Raw genomic sequence first — 20355 nt, forward strand, 5'->3', positions numbered from 1 at the left:
GGCATTATAAACATGATCTTACTAGAAAATAGACACCGCTGGATAAGCTCAACTGAAAAAGCGATTGGAAATCCCATTGGAAATCTCATGGGATAGAATTGTATCATAGTATAGATATAGTTGACAATAGCTAAAAAACAACAATTTATCCCTATTACGATATCCAGCCTCTAAGTTTTACAGCCTCGGCAACGCGGGAGACGGCAATCATATATGCAGCTAAGCGCATGTGAACATTCTTTTCCTTATGCATTTTATATACCGAGTGGTAAGCAGTGGTCATTTTGGCGTCCAGCTGCTTATGCACGTCCTCCAGTGACCAATAATAGTTATATGTATTTTGAACCTGTTCAAAATAGCTGACAGTTACTCCTCCGGCATTGGCAAGAAAGTCCGGTATAACGTGAACGCCTTTTGCATAAAGTATTGCGTCTGCTTCAGGAGTTGTAGGTCCGTTTGCAAGCTCACAGATTATTCTGGCTTTGATATTCTGCGCGTTTTTCTCAGTAATAACGTTCTCCATAGCTGCTGGATAGAAAACATCAACATCAAGCTCAATAATCTCTTTATTGCTGATAGAACTTGTTCCTGGAAAATCGGATACACTTCCTGTTTTTAGTTTGTGATCCACTATATCCCTGGGATCAATTCCTGATTCATTATACACTCCTCCTTTTGAGTCAGATACTGCAACAAGTTTCCCACCTTCTAATATTTCTGGATGCAGCAGTGCTGCGAATTGTCCCGCATTTCCAAAGCCCTGAACTGCAAAGGTGCCTTTGGAACTAATACCACAAGCTTTGCATGCCTCTCTTACAGTAAAGACTCCTCCACGAGCTGTTGCATCTCCACGTCCTTCACTGCCTCCCAATGACAGCGGTTTGCCTGTGATCATCCCTGGATGAGATTCCCCCACTATAGCCTCGTACTCATCCATCATCCAAGCCATAATTTGTGGTGTTGTGTAAACATCAGGAGCAGGTACATCTTTGTGGACGCCAATGTGAGAAGCAATAGCTCTGATATAAGCTCTTGCAAGATATTCTTTTTCCCTTTCGGACATTGTCTTAGGATTGCAAATTATACCACCTTTACCCCCTCCAAGAGGGATGTTTACAAGAGCACACTTCCATGTCATCCACGCAGCTAGAGCGCGCACAGTATCTATCGTTTCTTCAGGATGCCAGCGCACTCCTCCCTTTGTCGGACCAAGAGCCGAATTATATTGAATCCTGAATCCATGAAAGACCTTGGTAGTTCCATCATCCATCTTTACTGGAAGAGTGAACGTAAATTCCCGTTGAGGCCACCGAAGAAGCTCGTGAGCAGCCTTATTGAGACCTAACTTCTCAACAGCTTCATCTAATTGGTTCTGTGTAATTTTAAACAGATTTGTTTCAATCATTTCTTCACTCCTCTTGTTTTTGTCGCTTAAATCAATTATAGTTATACTATTATATGGAAGATAAAATAACAACCCCAAATCTGCGGGACGAAGATAAAGAGTTTGACGTTACGCTGCGGCCTGAAAGGTTTGAGGAATTTGTTGGCCAAAATAAAATCAAGGAACATCTTCAGATTTGCATTCAAGCTGCAAAAAAGAGAAACGAATCGCTTGACCATGTCCTTTTGTATGGACCGCCCGGACTTGGAAAAACAACACTTGCAAACATAATTGCCAGAACTATGGATGTAAATATTAGAACCACTTCCGGACCTGTTATTGAGAGAGCTGGTGATTTAGCTGGCGTTCTCACAAATCTGGACGATGGAGATGTTATATTTATAGATGAGGTGCATCGGCTAAGTCACGTCGTAGAAGAATATTTATATCCTGCTATGGAAAGCTATAAAATAGACATTATGATTGACAAAGGTCCAAGCGCAAGGTCAGTAAAGCTAGATCTTCCTTCTTTTACACTTATTGGAGCAACAACGCGCGCTGGGCTTCTTACTTCTCCTCTAAGGTCGAGATTTGGTATCGTGTCCAGATTGGAGTTTTACGGACAGGATGATCTATATGATATTATCATTCGCTCTGCAAGGATTCTTCGTGTTGAGATAACAGCTGAAGGAGCTATGGAGATTGCAAAAAGGTCACGCGGTACACCAAGAATAGGTAACAGATTGCTTAGACGTGTAAGAGACTATGCACAAGTGAAGGCAGACGGGAAGATTACTAATGAAGTTGCTGATAAAGCTTTAGTGATGCTTGAGGTAGATAAATACGGTTTGGATGATATGGATAAAAAAATCCTTGAGACGATTATTCATAAATTTAATGGAGGACCTGTAGGAGCAGGAACAATTGCTGTTGCTATAGGTGAAGAACAGGATACAATAGAAGAGATCTATGAACCATATCTCATACAGCAGGGATTTATCAAACGTACGCCAAGCGGCAGGAAAGCAACTAAACTTGCATATCAGCACCTTGGTGTCAAACCTAATCCACAAATTCAACAAAAAGAACTATTTTAATTTAATTGTGAAAATATTTTTTTCTATAATTTTTCTCTTTATCTCCGCTCTAACATATGCAGAGGTAAATAGTTCTGAAACATCCATGCCTGAAATCGCAGTATTCCAGAAACCACCTCTTGTGAAAAGGATAGATAAAGAACTTGAGAGAATACAGCCAGAGGAAGCAAAAGGTCCGAATGCAAAGTTAACGATTATCAGCACATGGAAGGAAGGGACAAACTACACTGTTAATATGAGCATAAAAAACCTCAATAAGGAACAGGGATATAGAACTGTATACCTGTTAAGTTATGACAATGATGGAAGAATTGTAGCTGTGTCTTCTGACAGAAAGTATTTTCAATCATATCAGGAATACTTTACGCAGTATAAGTTTACAAAATCATCTTCTATAATCAGATGGAGGTTTTATGTTAAATAAAAATGTTCTTAGGATATTGGTCCCGATATTCATCGGGATGGCTGCTGTTATATCAGGTGGAATTTGTTTCTCTGAGGATTTATGGACAGGAGCTATATCAAAAATAACAGTAACAGATATTGATAGCGAGACATCGAAAATAGATATGGTGCTTGATAAAAACGAAGAAAATAATATTTCATTCGATCAATCAAAAACAATATCCATAGAAACTGGTCAATTAGAGAGAAAAACAAAAATCTATCTGGACGGAGTGAATCCAGCAAAGAAAGCAGGTTTTTGTCATAAAAAAGACAAGCTTATATCTGAGCTAAAGATATCCAGAATTTCAGGAAGTATTTCAAATCCGAGCATACAGGCAACGAATGATGGAGCTCCTGTATTTTCTACGCTGATTGATATAATTACAAATAAAACGGTAATTGTTAATATTGTTAGCAAGGAGAAAAATGGAGATGTTGAAATTACAATCACAATTACAGCATCTAAAGAACAAGATCTAAGCTTACAAACTCCCAGCATTATTGATATAACTTCTCAGGAGTTCGACAATCCTTTATCAAAAGAGACTGGGACAAATATTAATGAGAAAATGCTGAAGAAGATGTTACCTGATGATTTTATCACAGCCGTATTTCCCTTACAGCATATTGATCCTGCTACAGCAAAAACAATTGTCCAAAATGAGCTCTCATCAAGAGGAATGGTACAGGTCTATCTGGACAAATCCCAGCTTATAGTAACCGATACAGTTTCATACATTAGAAGCATAGGAAAGCTTATTGAAAATATTGATATAAAAGTGCCTCAGGTACTTATTGAAGCGCGAATATTTGAAGTTAGCTATGATAAAGAAACTGAAATAGGGATTGACTGGAGCCTTGCTCGTCCGTCCGTAACTGCAACCATTGAACATACACTAAACGCAGCAGTAAAAGAAACAAGAGGAACAGAACTTATAGTAAGGGGCCTTTTAGGAGACCGCTACAAAAGAGATGCTCTTTTTGCAACAATAGATGCTCTTGTCAGCGAAGGTAAGGCAAAGATAGTTGCGCGGCCAAAGGTGGTTGTTCTCAATAATCAGAAAGCAATTATCACATCTGGAGATAATATACCTTATAGAAAAGAAAACTATGATAATAGAGGAGCAGGAGTAGGAGCAGGGACACAATATTTTGTAACTGATTTTCTGCAGACAGGTATAACCTTGACTGTTACCCCGCATGTCAGAAATAATGATCTTATTGTTTTAAATGTGAAACCAGAAGTAAAATATATCATTGGATATAAAGGTGAATATGATATGCCTGTTTTCAGCACAAGATCAACGGACACAGTTGTTAGCGTGAAAAATGGCGATACTCTGGTTATAGGCGGGCTCTTTAAAGAGGGCAAAAAGACTATTGAACACGGTATTCCTCTATTAAAAGATATTCCAATACTGGGATATTTGTTTAAGCATAAAAGAGATATTAATATTAAGACAGAAGTGGTCATATGCATAACAACAACACTGATTTGAAGAACGCAAGAGTTCGTTTTGCTCCATCCCCAACAGGTTCCCTTCACCTTGGCAATGTAAGAACTGCTATATTCAACTGGCTCTTCGCAAGACACGCAAAAGGCACCTTCATACTGCGCATGGAGGACACAGACAAAGAACGTTCAACTCCTGAATCAGTAAGTTTAATACTTGAAAGCTTAAGATGGCTTGGACTGGACTGGGATGAGGGGCCTGATGTTGGAGGAGATTTTGGTCCTTATTATCAGATGCAAAGACTGGATAAATATAAAAAGTACATAGATATATTGATTAAGGGAAATATGGTTTATCCCTGTTTCTGTACTTCTGAGAGACTTGCAGAGATGAGACTACAGATGCAGAAGCAAAAATTGCCGCCCAGATATGACGGTAAATGCAGGAATTTAAGCAAAGAAGAAATAGAGCATCTAATATCTCAGGGCACAAAACATGTTCTGCGATTCAAAGTTCCCGCTGCCGGCATTACAGAATTTAAAGATCTCATTCACGGAGGAATATCTATTGATAACTCAGTTCTGGATGATTTTATTATTGTTAAATCCGATGCTGGTCCGACGTATAACTTTGCATGTGTAGTTGATGACATTGAGATGAAGATAACTCATGTTATAAGAGGGGATGACCATATCTCAAACACGCCGAAACAGATTGCTGTATACAAGGCATTAGGAATTACTTCCCCTGTATTTGCGCATATTCCTTTAATTCTCGGTCCTGATAAGGCAAAATTGAGCAAACGCCACGGAGCAGCTTCCCCTCTTGAATATAGAGATATGGGCTATCTTCCTCATGCATTACTTAACTTTCTTACCCTGCTTGGCTGGGCTCCCGGAGATAACCGTGAAGTTATGAGCAGGGATGAAATTATAGAGAGCTTTTCAATAGAAAAGATAAATGACAGAAATGCTGTTTTTGACAGCCAGAAGCTTGATTGGATGAATGGAGTATATATAAGAAAAATGCCTCTGAAAAAACTTGTAGGCATTGCTTTGGAAGAATTAAAGAAGGCGAAGCTTATAAAAGATACCAAGGAAGTTGATATTAATAAAACAACCAAAATAGTTGGACTAATCCAGGAACGTCTCAAAAAATTCTCTGAAATTCCCCAACTTATAAATTACTTTTTTATGGATACTCCGATATATGAGGAGAAAGCAGTTAATAAGTTCTTAAAAAAAGATGGTGTTTCAGAAATGCTGCAGGAGTTAGGCAGAGTAATAGAAGGAGTAAAATCATTTGATATAGAAACACTTGAGAGCGTAGTAAGAGCATTTATTGAGAAAAAAGGACTGAAGCCGGGAGATGTCATTCATCCTGTAAGAGTTGCACTTACCGGCCGCGCTGCCAGCCCGCCAATATTTGACGTAATGAATGTTCTGGGAAAACAAACCTGCCTGAAAAGAATCAAAAAGTTTTTAAAATAAAAAGGGTCAAGTCTTTATTGAGGTTGCAGGTAATTTGGGGTAGGGTAGTATTAAAGTATAAGTGGTTGTTATATGGAGGAAAACATGAATCAAGAAGCGAAACCAGAAACTGTAAATGACTTAGTGAATTACCAAGATGAATCAGTTGTAAGTAGAACTTTAATAGAAAAAGAAACTGGAACAATAACATTGTTTGCATTTAGTAAAGGACAGGCATTAAGTGAACATACAGCTCCATTTGATGCTATGGTTTATATTCTTGATGGCAAAGCAGAAATCACAATTTCGGGTAATCCAAATACTTTAGAATCAGGTCAGATGATTGTTATGCCAGCAAATAAGCCTCATGCATTAAAGGCTACAGAAAATTTCAAAATGTTGCTAACAATGATTCGATCATAACTTAATAAAATGCCTAACAATTCGCTACTAAAAAAGGGTCAAGTCTTTATTGAGGTTTTAGGTAATTTGAGGTAGGGTAGTATTAAGAGGAGGAATATTGAATGCTAGAACAACCTGTTCCAAAAGCAAATGCAATGCTAATTTGTGATTCTGTTATTACTGATAAGCATACAAACAAAAAAAGTCTAATTGGAGTTTTTGAAGATATTAATGCCTCTAAATTTCCATGTGTGCATCATTCCCTAGCTGTATATATAAAACTTACAGATGCGAGAGGAAAATATAGATTTCGCCTGGAATTAGTAGATTTAGAAGAGAATCTTATAATTAGGAAGACAGAGTTGCCACAAGATATAAGCATCAATAATCCACTTGGAACTTATGACCTTGTTATTAACTTTGGCGGATTAACGTTTAAGCATGCCGGTGAATATGACTTTAGGATGTTTGCAAATAATAAAATTTTTGAACAGAAGAAGTTTTCCGTGAAGCAAATACAAATAAAGAAATTACCAGAAAAAGGGTATTAGAATTAAAAACGACTCATCACCCTTTTCCCCAAATACCTCAACAACACTTGTTGATCTCGTTGACAAAATTCTTGCTCTCACCAAATCTACAGATAACCGCCAGCTAAAGCAGGCGGTTGCGATGGAGCGATTTTTTCGGCTTGACAAAAGTCACTCTAGTTGCTATTTTATGCTTAAGTTTAGCACTCTCAGCTTTAGAGTGCTAAAAAAGGAGTAAAGTGATTAAAAAAACAGTAGGCGTCAACAGGGAAGCCGATATCTTAAAGGCGGCAATTCATTCGTATATTGATACTGCAGAGCCTATTGCTTCCCAAAAACTGGTTAAGACTTATAAATTAAACATATCATCAGCTACTGTCAGGAATGTTTTGGTAAAATTGGAAGAGCAAGGCTACCTGATACAGCCTCATACTTCTGCAGGCAGAGTCCCTACCGATAAAGGGTACCGTTTTTATGTTAAATTTCTTATAGAAACAGAGTTGCTTACAAGTGAAGAAAGGAACTTTATAGATGATGCATATTCAAGTATTAATTATGATATTGAGTCAATAATTAAAGAAACAACAAAGATGCTGTCTTTTATAACCAATTATATGGGATTTGCAGAACTGCCAAGATTTCATGATAGTGGAACATTCAAACATTTAGAGCTTATAGCCCTTCAGGGTCACAGAATTATGATTATTATTATTATGAATTCAGGAGACATGAAAAAAAAGGTAGTTTGTTTTAGGGATGAAGTATCTGGCGCTGATCTGCAAAGAATATGCGCATTTCTAAATGAAAATCTGGAAGGACTTGACTTTACTCATATCCGTTCAGATTTTAAGGAGATTTTTAAAGAAAAATCTTTTCATCTTGATAAAATAATATATAACTGTGTGCTGTCCATACTGGATGTAATCCTTTCTTTTGAGGAAGAAAAGAAAGTTTTCATTGATGGCTATGAGTATCTTATGCAGTATCCGGAATTTAGGGATATTAATAAAGCACAGGCTGTGTTCAAGGCATTGAATGCAAGGTATTTATCTAAAATTCTTAATATGCCCATTGATAGCAAGGAATGCATAAAAGTTCTTATTGGCAGGGAAACAGCTGATAGTGATATAGAAAATTGTAGTTTACTTACGGTAAGATATAGCTTATTTAGATCCCCGATGGGATCATTGGGCATAATAGGTCCCAGAAGAATGGCATATTCAAAAGTAATAAGTAAATTAAATTATACTGCGTGCAAACTTAGTGATATTATGAAAAAGCTCTTGCTTGAATAGGCAGGAAGGAAAAATGAAGACACGGGAAAAAACAAAATATACCGAAAAAGAATTAAAGAAGATGGAAGAAAAATCTAAGCTATGCGATGAAAGTCGCGACCAGCTTTTGAGGGTGCACGCAGAGTTTGATAATTTCAAAAAGAGAACGGCAAGAGAATATGAGTCTCTTATTAAGTTTGCAAATGAGAAGTTAATCAACGAAATATTGCCTGTTGTTGATAATTTTAAAAGGGCAATAGATTCAGCAGATAAGGCAACTAATATCAAAGACCTCAAAAACGGCATTAAACTGGTTTTGAAGCAATTTGAGGATATCTTGCGGCAAAATGGGCTGGAAGAGATACAGTCTCACGGCGCTCAATTTAATCCTGACAAGCATGAGGCTGTTATACAGGTGGAAACTGATAAACACCCTGAGGATACAGTAGTTGAAGAAATTAGAACAGGCTACAAACTGCATGGGAAGGTTATAAGGCCGTCTCTTGTAAAAGTGTCAAAAAAACAAAATAAATAATAGAATAAAAAAGGAGGCTTAATAATGGGTAAAGTAATAGGTATTGATTTGGGAACAACTAATTCCTGCATGGCAGTTATGGAAGGCGGGAAACCTGTTGTTATTGTTAATGCAGAAGGAAGCAGAACCACTCCGTCCGTTGTGGCAATATCCAAAACAGGAGAAAGGCTGGTCGGCCAGATTGCTAAAAGACAGGCAGTGTCAAATCCGGAAAATACAATAAGCTCGATAAAGAGGAAGATGGGACAAAAGATAAAGGTAAAAGCCGGTGATAAGGAATATACACCTCCTGAGATCTCTGCCGCGATACTCCAGAAGTTCAAACATGATGCAGAAAGTTATCTTGGAGATAAAGTAGAAAAAGCGGTCATTACAGTGCCTGCATATTTTAGTGACAGTCAGAGGCAGGCAACTAAGGATGCCGGTAAGATTGCAGGTCTTGAAGTGCTCAGAATCATAAATGAGCCGACTGCCGCTGCTCTGGCATATGGGCTTGATAAAAAAGGAAATCAGACTATTGCGGTATACGACCTCGGTGGAGGCACATTTGATATCTCTATACTTGAAATAGGTGATGGGGTTTTTGAAGTTAAGGCAACCAATGGCAATACAAAACTTGGAGGAGATGACTTTGACCAGAAGATTATTGACTGGCTGGTCAGTGAGTTTAAGAAATCAAATGGTATGGATTTAAGTAATGACAGGATGGCAATGCAGAGATTAAAAGAGGCCGCTGAGAAGGCAAAGGCAGAACTTTCTACTGCGCAGACAGCAAACATAAATCTTCCATTTATAACAGCGGATCAAAACGGACCGAAGCATCTGGATATAACACTTAGGCGCGCGCAGTTGGAAAAGCTGACAAAGGACCTTGTAGACAGCACAATTGGTCCGTGTAAGCAGGCAGTGGCTGATTCAAAAATAGAAAAAAAAGATATTGATCATGTAATATTAGTTGGAGGACAGACAAGGTCTCCAATGGTCCAGGAAGTGGTAAAGCAATTTTTTGGTAAAGAACCTCATAAGGGCGTTAATCCAGACGAGGTTGTTGCTGTTGGGGCAGCCATTCAGGCTGGAGTCCTTTCCGGGGAAGTTAAAGACGTGCTACTTCTAGATGTTACTCCGCTTTCGTTAGGCATTGAGACATTGGGAGGAGTTTGCACAAGGCTTATAGAGAGGAACACAACCATTCCAACGAAGAAATCCCAGATATTCAGCACTGCTGCAGATAACCAGCCTGCTGTAAATATACATGTGCTGCAGGGAGAGAGAGAGATGGCGCAGTATAATAAAACGCTTGGAAGGTTCGACTTAGTAGGGATACCCTCCGCTCCGCGTGGAGTGCCTCAAATAGAAGTAACTTTTAATATTGATGCAAATGGAATTACACATGTATCGGCCAAGGATTTAGCTACAGGCAAGGAACAGTCAATTGTGATAAAATCCTCCGGCGGCTTGAGTGAAGAAGAAGTGGAAAAAATGGTTAAGGATGCAGAAGCTCATGCGGAAGAGGATAAGAAGAAAAAAGAAACAATTGAAGTTCATAATCAATTGGATTCTTTGATTTATACAACAGAGAAATCCCTGAAGGATCATGGGGATAAAGTAGACTCATCTGAGAAAGGTAAGATACAATCTGCTCTGGACGAAGCTAAAAAAGCTTTGGAGGCTAATGATATGGAGCAGATGAAAAAGACTTCTGAAAGCCTGCAGCAAGCTGCTCATAAGCTGGCTGAGGTTATGTATCAGCAAGCTGCAAAACAGCAGCAGCAAGCAGGAGCAGAAGACCAGGCTCAGGCAGGGCAAAATCAGGAAAAGAAAAAGTCTGATAAAGAAGAGGATGTAATAGATGCAGACTATAAAGTGGAAGACGACGGGGAGAAAAAGGGTAAGTAGTGGCTGGTAAAAGAGACTATTATGAGATACTTGATGTTGAGAGGCACGCTGCAATAGATGAGATAAAGCGTGCTTACAGGAAACTCGCACATAAGTATCATCCTGATAAGAATCAAGGGAATAAAGAGTATGAGGAGAAGTTCAAAGAGGCTTCGGAGGCTTATGCAGTATTGAGTGATCCCCAAAAAAGAGCAACTTATGACCAGTTTGGACACAGCGGATTGGAAGGAGGAGGTTTTAGCGGGTTCAGAAATGCCTCGGACATATTTAGCAGTGATATATTTAGTGATTTTGGGGATATATTGGGGGGGGTTTTTGGCAGGAGCTCTCAGGGCGCAGGAAGAAGCGGTGGACATAACAGAGGAGAGCACCTTAGATATGACCTGCAAATTACTTTAAAAGAGGCTGCATTTGGTACTGATAAAAAAATTCGCATCTCCAGGCCACAGACATGTGAAGCATGTAATGGCTCTGGGGCAAAAAAGGGAACAAAACGTATCAGTTGTCTTCAATGCGGAGGCAGCGGACAGGTAAGCTATGCGCAAGGTTTCTTTAGTATAAATAGAACATGTGATAGATGCGGCGGAGAGGGTACAATAATAACAAATCCATGCGGGACTTGCAGAGGCACTGGAAGAGTAAATAAACCTCGTGAACTTACTGTCAAGATACCTCCTGGAGTTGATACAGGTTCCCAATTAAAGGTCAGAGGAGAAGGGGAAGCAGGCACAAGAGGCGGAAGCCCGGGAGACCTATACGTAGTAATTCATGTAGGGGATGATGAATTTTTCACTCGGCATGATGATGATATACTGTGTGAAGTTCCTATAAGCATAACGCAGGCAACGCTGGGCGCAGAAATAGAGGTTCCTACTCTTAAGGGTAAGGCAAAGATGAAGATTCCCCCAGGTACACAGTCTGGAAAAGCATTCCGCTTGCGCGGTCAAGGTGTTCCAAGTCTGCACGGATATGGTAAAGGAGATGAACTCATTAGAGTTATAGTTGAAATACCTGTAAAACTGAATAATGAGCAACAAGAACTTCTCAGAAAGTTTGCTGAGATAAGCGGCGAGAATTTAACCCCTATACGCAGGGGCTTTATGCAGAAGTTTAAATCCAAGTTTGGCGGGTGAGAGTGAGCTTGAGTAAAGCATTATCATTGTCCATAATATGCATTTTTACCATGTTTTCTTAAATAGTGTTTGTCCAGAAGAGTTTGTTTTATTGATGTTATATGAGGATTGAGAGTTTTGGTAAAAAGCGCAGTTTTTGCAATTTCTTCCAGGGCTACTGCATTTTTCACAACATCTTCTATGTCCTTTCCCCAGATAAACGGACCATGTGAAGCTACAAGAACTGCCGGTATTTTCTCAGGATCAATTCCTCTATCAAAAAAAGTCCTGACTATTAAATTACCGGTTTCTGTTTCATAATCTTTTTTTATATCTTTATCAGAAATCATATCAGTAACTGGTATTTCACCATAGAATTGGTCAGCATGTGTTGTCCCAAGGCAGGGTATGTTTTCCCTCGCCTGTGCAAAGATTGTTGAATAGGTAGAATGATTATGTACAACAGCACCAATTGATAGGAATTTATTGTATAGAACTAGATGTGTTTTTGTATCAGAAGAAGGATTATAATTACCTTCAACAATATTTCCTTTCATATCTACTAATACCATATGTTCAGGTTTTAAGTTTTTATAAGCTACACCACTTGGTTTTATAGCAATAACCTGTTTCTTTCTATCGATACCGCTTGCATTTCCCCATGTGTAGAGCACAAGTCCTCTCTTATAAATTTCCATATTTGCAAGATAAACTTGCTTTTTTAGTTGATTAAGCATTTTTCTTAATTTCCAGCAGCTTTTTCATAACGTGATATAAGTTCTCACTGTACTTCTTTGTTCCAAAGCTATCATGCAGATTTTTATAAAGCTCATATAATTTCTTATAGATCAGGTGATTTTTCCTGTTTGGATAGTATATTTTCTTTCTGGTGTCACACATATTCTTTTGAGCTTTCTCAGCTGTGGAATACACTCCTCCGACAACTGCCCCAAATATTGCAGCACCAAGGGCACAAGTTTCATGGGATTTTGATATTAACATTGGTTTTCCAATTACATCTGCATATATCTGCATAAACAATGGGTTTTTAACTGTTATTCCCCCACAGTTGATTACTTTTGAAATCCTGATGCCATATTCTTCTATTCTCTCAATAATTTTTAGAGCACCAAAAGCAGTAGCTTCTATAAGCGCTCTGTATATTTCCCAGCGTGTAGTTTGCAGGGTCTGTCCTATTAGTAGTCCTGTGAGTTCTGCATCAACAAGTATCGTTCTATTACCATTGTTCCAGTCAAGCGCCAGAAGACCACTTTCTCCCGGTTTCGCTCGAGAAGCATCTCTAGTTAGTTTATCATGATATTTCGAATCTTCCTCGCAAACTTTACTAACAAACCAGTTCAGAATATCCCCCACAGCTGACTGTCCAGCCTCTATACCAAAGCAGCCTGGCAATACCGAGCTATCAACCATACCACACACACCCGGAATATCATCTATCTTCTGCCCCTTATGTGAAACCATTATATCACATGATGAGGTTCCTATTATTTTCACAAGAATATCTTTACCAACGCCTGCACCAACTGCCCCCATATGTGCATCAAATGCACCCACTGCAACAGGAATTCTGCTGGAAAGCCCAAATCTTTTTGTGTATTTATCGGATAAATCTCCTGCTTTTGTGTTTGAAGCATACGCTTTCTCATACAGTCTTGCGCGCAAATCTGCCATTTGAGGATTAAGCTTTGAGAGAAATTCTTTATCAGGTAATCCGTGCCACTTGTCATTATACATTGCTTTATGCCCTGCGGCACATATGCATCTTTTAATTTTAGTTACATCTGTGATTCCACAGATATACGCAGGCATAAAGTCAGCAAGCTCTACCCATGAATAAGCAGCATCAAACACCTTCTTGTCAATATTCAGACAATGCCATATTTTTGAAAAAAACCATTCAGAGGAATATGTACCACCGCATTTTCTGAGATATTGGGGTCTTATACATTCTGCTATCTTAGTTATTTTTTGAGCTTCTTCCATGGATGAATGATCCTTCCAGAGCCATGCCTGAGCATTTAGATTATTCTTGAATTCCGGAAGAAATGCTAAAGGAACAAGTTCATTTGTGACAGGTATAGGCGTAGAGCCTGTAGTGTCTATTCCTATCCCTACAATATTGTCTCGGGAGAAATTCTTGTCTTTTTTTGCTTGTTTAAGAAGTTTTGTAACTACATATTCGAATCCTTCTATATAGTCATAAGGGCTTTGTCTTGCGACATTCGGATCTGCTTTATCCAGCAGGATACCATTCTCTCCTCTGGTGTAGTTAAAAACCGCCGATGCAGCATCCCTGCCATTAGCTGTATTTATTAGTATGGCACGAACAGAATTTGTTCCATAATCAATACCTATTGCAAATTTATTTTTCATGAGTTAATTCCTCAAATTTGCTTAATATTTCTCGATACATAATTGTCCACTTACCCTTATTTGAGCTTTTTAATATCTCCTTCTTTCTTCCTGGAAGAGTAACTTCCGCAGTTATTCCCTGTGGGAGAGAGAGATAAGTCTTTATTCCCGCCTTTGTCCTTTCCCATCCGCTTTCAATAATTCCTTTAGGAGTTGCTACTTTGCCTCTAACAAAATTTACACAAGTGAAAGTAGGAGAAAAACAAATTTTGTTCCACCCAGGACTCTTCTGCCAAATTCCAAGCAAAATATTACTTAAATGAATAATAGGATGAGCAGACCAGGCATGACATAAACTTTCCAAGCCCGGTTTCGCATTCCAGACTTCTTCTGTAGTACTTAAACCTTTTGCCACCATTTCACCCCACCACCTGTAAATACAATCTGCTACTTCTTCCATGCATCCACATTTTTTAAGTGCCTCGAAAATATAGTGCATAAAGAAGGGTGAAGGAATCCCTTTAGCCCCTTTGGCTCCTTCTGCTTGAGGATAGTTCTGCTTAACCAGAGGAAGAAGGTATTTTTGCACAAAAAGTTGGTGGTATTCTGGAAACAAATCCAGAAGTATAGCCAAGGAGTAAATGTGAGGTGTATTTTCCACCACCGGCTGATTATTCCAAGACAGCCCTCCATAGAGAGTTTGGGTTTTCCTGTTAAACAGCATTTTCTTGATAGCATTTAGTAAACTTCTTTCTCTCCGACTATATAGCTGTACGAGTTTTTCTTCACCTGCTTGCTCTAATAGCTTAATTGTAGTCCGTAGTGCCATTAAATAAAAAAGATTGTATAGCGTAGAATAACCATCCTTAAAAAGGGGAGACCAATCTAAGAAAAGCGCATATCTATTGTCATAACTAATTAGTCCATTTTTACCTGTCATCTGGAAAAAGTAATCAAACGCTTCATAAATTTTATCCTTCATTTGCTTGAATAAAGACAAGTCAGCCGTCTGCCAGTAGTAGTCCCAGTGAGTGATAATCCACGTAAGAGTAAAATCTGGTAAAATGCATCCATGCGCAATGGTCGGAGCGTGTCCGTATGTAAGACCATTAGGTACTTTTTGAGTTCCTATCTGCTTAATACCCCTTTTGAAGAGTCTTTCATCTGCCGACAGATAAAAAGTATTCTTTGCTTGAATTCTAGCATCACCCCACCATTGAGCTTGCTCTCGCCAAGGACAATCAACATATGCATCCTGCATACAACATTGTTGAGTCCACGTGCTCATTTTGTAGATTTTGTTGAGTCTTTCATCAGAAGATTGAAATTCTGCTTTTATCTGTAAAGGGTAACCTACTGATCGGAGTTTTAACTTTATAGTCAGTTTTTGCTTACTATTTCTAACGATAAGAATTAGATAACGAAATCCCCAGTAATCAAACTGTTCGTATTCGGTTTTTCCAGCTCGCAGAAATAATCTATTCCCAAAAGCTACCTTACATCCTACCTTAGAGGAATATATTATTGGAGAAAAATTTTCCTTCCCTTCACAGATCATGGTATCAATTATTTCACCCCCCTCTCCATTTTCTACATTTAGTAATAATGAACCTACAAATTCCTTTCCAAAATCTATCAGGTATCCCCTATAATCTCTTTCACTAGTAGCCGGAACTTGGAAGCGAGCCCAATTATCATCTTTTGTTAGGATATTAGTTGTATCGTACCAATTCTTTTCCTCTTCCAAAAAAAGGCTTACTACATTAGCTATCTTTTCATAATCTACTTTACACTTACCTTTAGTCTCCGAGATTAGTTTATCAGGTATAGCTATAGTCTCTTTCAACAAAGGAATCTCTCTCTTTTCAAATGAATACCAGGGCATAGAACCAAAATTTCTACAACGAGGATTGTCCCAACTAGAATCATCGTAATCTGAAAGTACCCAAGAATCATCCAGCCTAGCATCAAAGAATTCCTGAAATCCTAATTGTAGTGATACACGAGTCGTTACTCTCTTATAACCAGGAGCAATGCGAACTCTCCAACTCTGATTTGTGGATATTTCTTCATCATCTGCCTTACCTGCTAACAAAAAACCTGCATACCCTTGATGAATGTATTGAAAAGTACTAATCCCCAGATTATGCACCAGAGCGGCAATCACATTTCTACCCTTCTTTAAAAAAGGGGTAATATTCACGTTGTCATAGGACCAAGATTCCTGAAAACCTCGAGCTGGGCCTCGATTAATATAGATACCATTTACATAAAGCCGATATTGAGTATCAGCAGTAACGTAAACTATGGAAGTCTTTGGGACCTTTTTTAAATAAAACGTTTTTCTGGTTTGCATCCATGAATTAACTAAATCATAGCTTGGACTATCGTACCATATCCATTTGGCACTTTGTACAAACTTCCGGAAATCAATTAAAGTTCCTGGATCTTCGTTCCAATTTATGTATGATTGTGTTTTTCTATTAAGTTTCGACATAATATTCTCCTATCCAATCCCAAATTTTTTGTACATTTTCTTTAGCAACGTTTTTTGCCATTTGCTAGTATGACTCTAAATTCCTGTCTTTAACTTTAAAATCAGGTATTTTGAGCATTTTCCCACCTTGAACTATTGATTCTCTTGCATATATTCCAGGCAGGGTGTAATTTAGCGCAGCATTTAAACCTATAACGGGTTGCCGATTACTTCTTATGGCAGATATGAACTCTGTGAGCATCCAATATTCAGTTGTACCATGACCCCCGAGTTTCATTTCTTTTTTCACTTGAAGTCGCTCGGGAATATACTGACGCATAAAATCATCTAAATCTGTCCATGTGTGTTTAGATGATCGCAAAGAGGGGTTTTTTGTTTCAGCAAGCATTATTCTTGGTTTGTCGCTAAATCCACGCCCGCTTTCAAAAGCACCATGAGTTCCTTGCACGCCATAAAAGTGCAAAAAAGGTCGCGGAGATGCTAAATCTACCCTTACCCGGATTATTCTCCCCTTTCTAGTATTCATGAACATTGTATGATTAAATTCAGGACAAAGTTCATGGTCTGGATCTATGAGTTTTGTAGAATTGCAAATACATGAAACGCGTTCAACACTGTCGTTGAGGATATAGAGTAAGGGACCAAGGCTGTGCGTGCAATATACCCCTAATTCTCCCCTTCCTCTCCATGTCAAATCCCCCTTTTTATTTCGCCATAGATACTTACAATCATGTACATATTCAGCTTCTGCATAGTAAATATCTCCGAAGAACGCTTCGTCTACAAGTCTTTTAACCAATTCGATGTCGTTACGAAAACAGCAATTTTCTGCAATCATATAATAGGCACAACTTTTTCTTTCAGCTTCAATAAGTGTGTCTATTTGTTTTATATTTACAACTGCTGGAACCTCTGATAACACATGAATATCTGCTTTGAGCATAGCAATAGCTTGTTCTGTATGAAATTTTGGTGGTGAAGAAATTACAACCGCATCTAATCCTGAATTTAAAAAGTTTGTAAAATCAGTAAACCAACGAGGTTCATGTTTTCCCTGTGTGTCAAATTTTGTGTTATTTCGAACTATATCATAGACAGCTGTCACTTCTATATTTTTTAAAACGCTCAATTGTTTTATTAGACTATTGCCGCGACGATGCTCCTTATTGCCTGCCCCAATTATACCAAACCGAATTGTATTCTTGTTCACGACTTATTTTTTCTATCCAAGCTCAATAGTTACTATTTGACTTTCCCCCGCCTTAAAATAAACTACATTCTCATCCACAATATTTAAATCCTTAATCACTTCCTCGTTCATTTTAACTAACCTTGCCTTTTCTATCTTTTTATAAAACTGTAATTTCCCCTGAATCTTTTTTTGGCTAGTATTAAATAACCGTATTATTAAGGAATCTTTATCTTCCGCTTTCTTAACGGCACTGATTATAAGTTCCTCTGGCTCAATAGAAATAAAACTCATTTCACAGGGTAAACTGCCCTTGTGCTCAGTGGTTTGCAACACCCTTTGTTTTATATTGTGTTGATAAGCCAAACGAAATATATTATTGACTTCCAATTCCTTCTCATGGAGAGCTATGGCATACTCAAATCTATGCTTGCCAATGCATTGAGCTCCTGGAGTAAAGGGAGCATCAACCTTTATGCAATTTCCATCCTCCTTCATTATATAAAAATCTTTATTATAAAGTTTTCCTATACTTCTAAGAAGACTTAAATTTAAAATAGTCCCTTGTTTATTTTTAATTGCTCTATAACAGGGTAAACCCCTATTTATTATCGTCAAACCCCATTTATTATCCTTTATACTAACAAATGATTGTTGAGGCCATATTGGTTCTGGAGGTTTTGCCCATCTTTTCGTTTTTAGAAGTAGTATATTTCTTCTTACTAAATCAAATTGACCTTCCGCAAAAGTATATCGAGCTTTGATATTTGTGGGAAATCTAACCATCAACCAATGGTCTCTGGCTTTATTATCTACTTCAGTTATTACATCAATGCGTCTACTACCTGTAGAAAGACTTATGTAACTTACTATTGAGCAGGTTATCAGTCTATTACTTCTACTCTTTTTATTCTTGGTTAGACTTCCGGGAAGTAAGAGACGCATATCAATCTTAAAAGTTATCCGCACTGGACCCTTTTCAACAAGACGAATAGAAACTTTTTTTGGATTCAGTATCTTCCTATCCAACAATGGGTTAGAATAATTATATAAGTCACCAGCATCTCCAATATCTTCAAAACAATGCATATTTTTATGTCTAGCCTTAGCAATCTTGTCTAATATTGTCAGAGTTCCATTTTCGTTTATATTAACTCTAAAAAACTCATTCTCCATCATATGGCCTTTTACTTTTAGAAAACTGGGGAATTTAGGTTGAGTTTGGACTGGTCTTACTCGATATATTTTATAGCCAAGGGCAGGAACATCTCTGGATAAAAATACCGCATTTATTTTTTTATCATCCTGTTTTGTATATATTTTCTGCCGTCCAGTCATGTTTTGTTGAGTAATTATTTGATAAGGGATAGTATTCCCTGCTAAATCTTCTATAACAAAATATCTAACTTTGGGATCTGAAATACATATGGTAGCTTCAGCTGTATCAGTTCGTTTCCATGACAATGGATTAAATGTTACCAATACAAGCTTTCCTTTTTCTTTTATTTTTTTATTGCCTTGAAAAGTATTTATCTTTTGAACAATTTTCTCCAGGTTAATCCATGTAATCTCTTCAGCAATCTGTCTAGCTGAGTTAAACCTACTTACTACATCTTTGTCCACTTCATCAATACTACAGCCACAAATACTATCATGAGCATGATTTTTTAAGAGATATTTCCATGATTGCCATAAAAAATCCTTAGGATAATCCATTCCTAACGACCAAGCAAAACTCGAAAATGGTTCAGCCCATTTCTCTAAGAGAGATTGCACTTCTTCGTTTTTCTGCTTAATCTCTACTCTAGAGGACAAAGTTCCCGGATAGATTTCTCTCTTTTTAGTCTTTCTTAATTCTCCTTTAATAATTTCTAATCTTGGTCTATACTCCTTAATTTTGCTAATATACAATGGTAAATTCGACTGGATTGTCTTATCGTTATTTAATAACCTATTAGCTCCTTTGATAATTTCTGGTAGTCCTTCTTGAGGTAGAAGATGGTCACATCCTTTCATTAACAATACATTCGGAGTTGTTGCTAGAGGAATTATTTTATCTTTAATATTTTTAATTATCTTTAATACACTTTCTGAATTGTAAGGAAGATTACCTGATCTTAAAAGGTCAGTGGCATTCGAATATCCTGTAACCAGGTACACTGCCAACACTTTTGAACCGTCTGGAGATTTCCAGAAAAATTCTGTCCCAACTTTATGCTCCCCTTCTACACCCCGAGATAATACAGCACTATTGATATTAAATCCAAATAATATTTGGGGCATTTGTGAAATATGTCCAAACATATCCGGAAGATATCCTATTTCCATTACCCAGCCAAATCTTTTAGCGATTTTATGTCCTAGAAGGAGATTCCTTACTAGAGATTCTCCGCTTACTAAGAATTCATCCGGCAGTGTATACCATGGACCTACTAACAATCTACTCTGCCTGATATATTTCTTAAGCTGCCTTTCTCTCTCTGGCTTTAGTTCTAAATAATCTTCTAATATTACCGTTTGCCCATCAAAAGTAAAATACTTAAAATCGGGGTCTTGATCAAACAGTTCTAATATTTTATCCATGCATGTTACCAATCTTATTCGAAACTCTTCAAATGTTCTGTACCATTCCCTATCCCAATGGGTATGAGAAACAACATGCATCTTATATTTTAATACAGTTTTCATAATGTTTA

General features: G+C 37.8%; 16 protein-coding genes. 10 read left to right on the forward strand and 6 right to left on the reverse strand.

Features of this window, described 5'->3' with window-relative positions; genetic code table 11:
* Positions 1-154: 154 nt before the first annotated feature.
* Positions 155-1405, reverse strand: a complete 1251-nt coding sequence (locus KKC91_02400) for a Glu/Leu/Phe/Val dehydrogenase (GenBank protein ID MBU0477401.1) — start codon at positions 1403-1405, stop codon at positions 155-157.
* Positions 1406-1458: 53 nt separating this feature from the next.
* On the opposite strand from KKC91_02400, the gene ruvB reads away from it, so the two are divergent.
* From ruvB to dnaJ, 10 genes are all read left to right on the forward strand, one after another.
* On the forward strand, positions 1459-2481 hold the full coding sequence (ruvB, locus tag KKC91_02405) for a Holliday junction branch migration DNA helicase RuvB (protein MBU0477402.1): 1023 nt from the start codon (positions 1459-1461) through the stop codon (positions 2479-2481).
* Positions 2482-2488: 7 nt separating this feature from the next.
* Positions 2489-2905, forward strand: a complete 417-nt coding sequence (locus KKC91_02410) for a hypothetical protein (GenBank protein ID MBU0477403.1) — start codon at positions 2489-2491, stop codon at positions 2903-2905.
* Positions 2895-4427, forward strand: a complete 1533-nt coding sequence (locus KKC91_02415) for a hypothetical protein (protein MBU0477404.1) — start codon at positions 2895-2897, stop codon at positions 4425-4427. Before KKC91_02410 ends, KKC91_02415 begins: the two co-directional genes overlap by 11 nt.
* A complete protein-coding gene (locus KKC91_02420) occupies positions 4424-5872 on the forward strand; it encodes a glutamate--tRNA ligase (protein ID MBU0477405.1) in 1449 nt (482 codons plus the stop codon). Before KKC91_02415 ends, KKC91_02420 begins: the two co-directional genes overlap by 4 nt.
* Before the next feature lie 84 nt (positions 5873-5956).
* Positions 5957-6274 (forward strand): cupin domain-containing protein, encoded by a 318-nt coding sequence (locus KKC91_02425; GenBank protein MBU0477406.1) that lies wholly within the window; start codon positions 5957-5959, stop codon positions 6272-6274.
* Between the two features lie 101 nt (positions 6275-6375).
* On the forward strand, positions 6376-6804 hold the full coding sequence (locus KKC91_02430) for a hypothetical protein (GenBank protein MBU0477407.1): 429 nt from the start codon (positions 6376-6378) through the stop codon (positions 6802-6804).
* A 218-nt stretch (positions 6805-7022) separates the two neighbouring features.
* Positions 7023-8078, forward strand: coding sequence for a heat-inducible transcriptional repressor HrcA (gene hrcA, locus KKC91_02435; GenBank protein MBU0477408.1), 1056 nt, complete (start codon positions 7023-7025; stop codon positions 8076-8078).
* Positions 8079-8091: 13 nt separating this feature from the next.
* Entirely contained in the window at positions 8092-8592 is a 501-nt protein-coding gene (gene grpE / locus KKC91_02440) for a nucleotide exchange factor GrpE (GenBank protein ID MBU0477409.1), read from the forward strand.
* Between the two features lie 24 nt (positions 8593-8616).
* On the forward strand, positions 8617-10488 hold the full coding sequence (dnaK, locus tag KKC91_02445; GenBank protein MBU0477410.1) for a molecular chaperone DnaK: 1872 nt from the start codon (positions 8617-8619) through the stop codon (positions 10486-10488).
* The gene (gene dnaJ, locus KKC91_02450) at positions 10488-11621 is read left to right on the forward strand and encodes a molecular chaperone DnaJ (protein MBU0477411.1); all 1134 of its coding nucleotides are present in this window, start codon (positions 10488-10490) and stop codon (positions 11619-11621) included. Before dnaK ends, dnaJ begins: the two co-directional genes overlap by 1 nt.
* Before the next feature lie 23 nt (positions 11622-11644).
* On the opposite strand, the gene KKC91_02455 is transcribed toward dnaJ, so the two are convergent.
* The 5 genes from KKC91_02455 to KKC91_02475 form a co-directional block, all read right to left on the reverse strand.
* Positions 11645-12337, reverse strand: a complete 693-nt coding sequence (locus KKC91_02455; protein MBU0477412.1) for an L-ribulose-5-phosphate 4-epimerase — start codon at positions 12335-12337, stop codon at positions 11645-11647.
* A complete protein-coding gene (locus KKC91_02460) occupies positions 12330-13994 on the reverse strand; it encodes a ribulokinase (GenBank protein ID MBU0477413.1) in 1665 nt (554 codons plus the stop codon). The genes KKC91_02455 and KKC91_02460 overlap by 8 nt, the downstream gene beginning before the upstream one ends.
* The gene (locus tag KKC91_02465) at positions 13984-16470 is read right to left on the reverse strand and encodes a hypothetical protein (GenBank protein ID MBU0477414.1); all 2487 of its coding nucleotides are present in this window, start codon (positions 16468-16470) and stop codon (positions 13984-13986) included. Before KKC91_02465 ends, KKC91_02460 begins: the two co-directional genes overlap by 11 nt.
* Positions 16471-16534: 64 nt before the next feature.
* The gene (locus KKC91_02470) at positions 16535-17680 is read right to left on the reverse strand and encodes a Gfo/Idh/MocA family oxidoreductase (protein MBU0477415.1); all 1146 of its coding nucleotides are present in this window, start codon (positions 17678-17680) and stop codon (positions 16535-16537) included.
* A gap of 12 nt (positions 17681-17692) precedes the next feature.
* A complete protein-coding gene (locus KKC91_02475) occupies positions 17693-20347 on the reverse strand; it encodes a hypothetical protein (protein ID MBU0477416.1) in 2655 nt (884 codons plus the stop codon).
* Positions 20348-20355: the final 8 nt, after the last annotated feature.

The organism is bacterium (assembly GCA_018812485.1).
In the GTDB taxonomy this organism is placed as follows: domain Bacteria; phylum JAHJDO01; class JAHJDO01; order JAHJDO01; family JAHJDO01; genus JAHJDO01.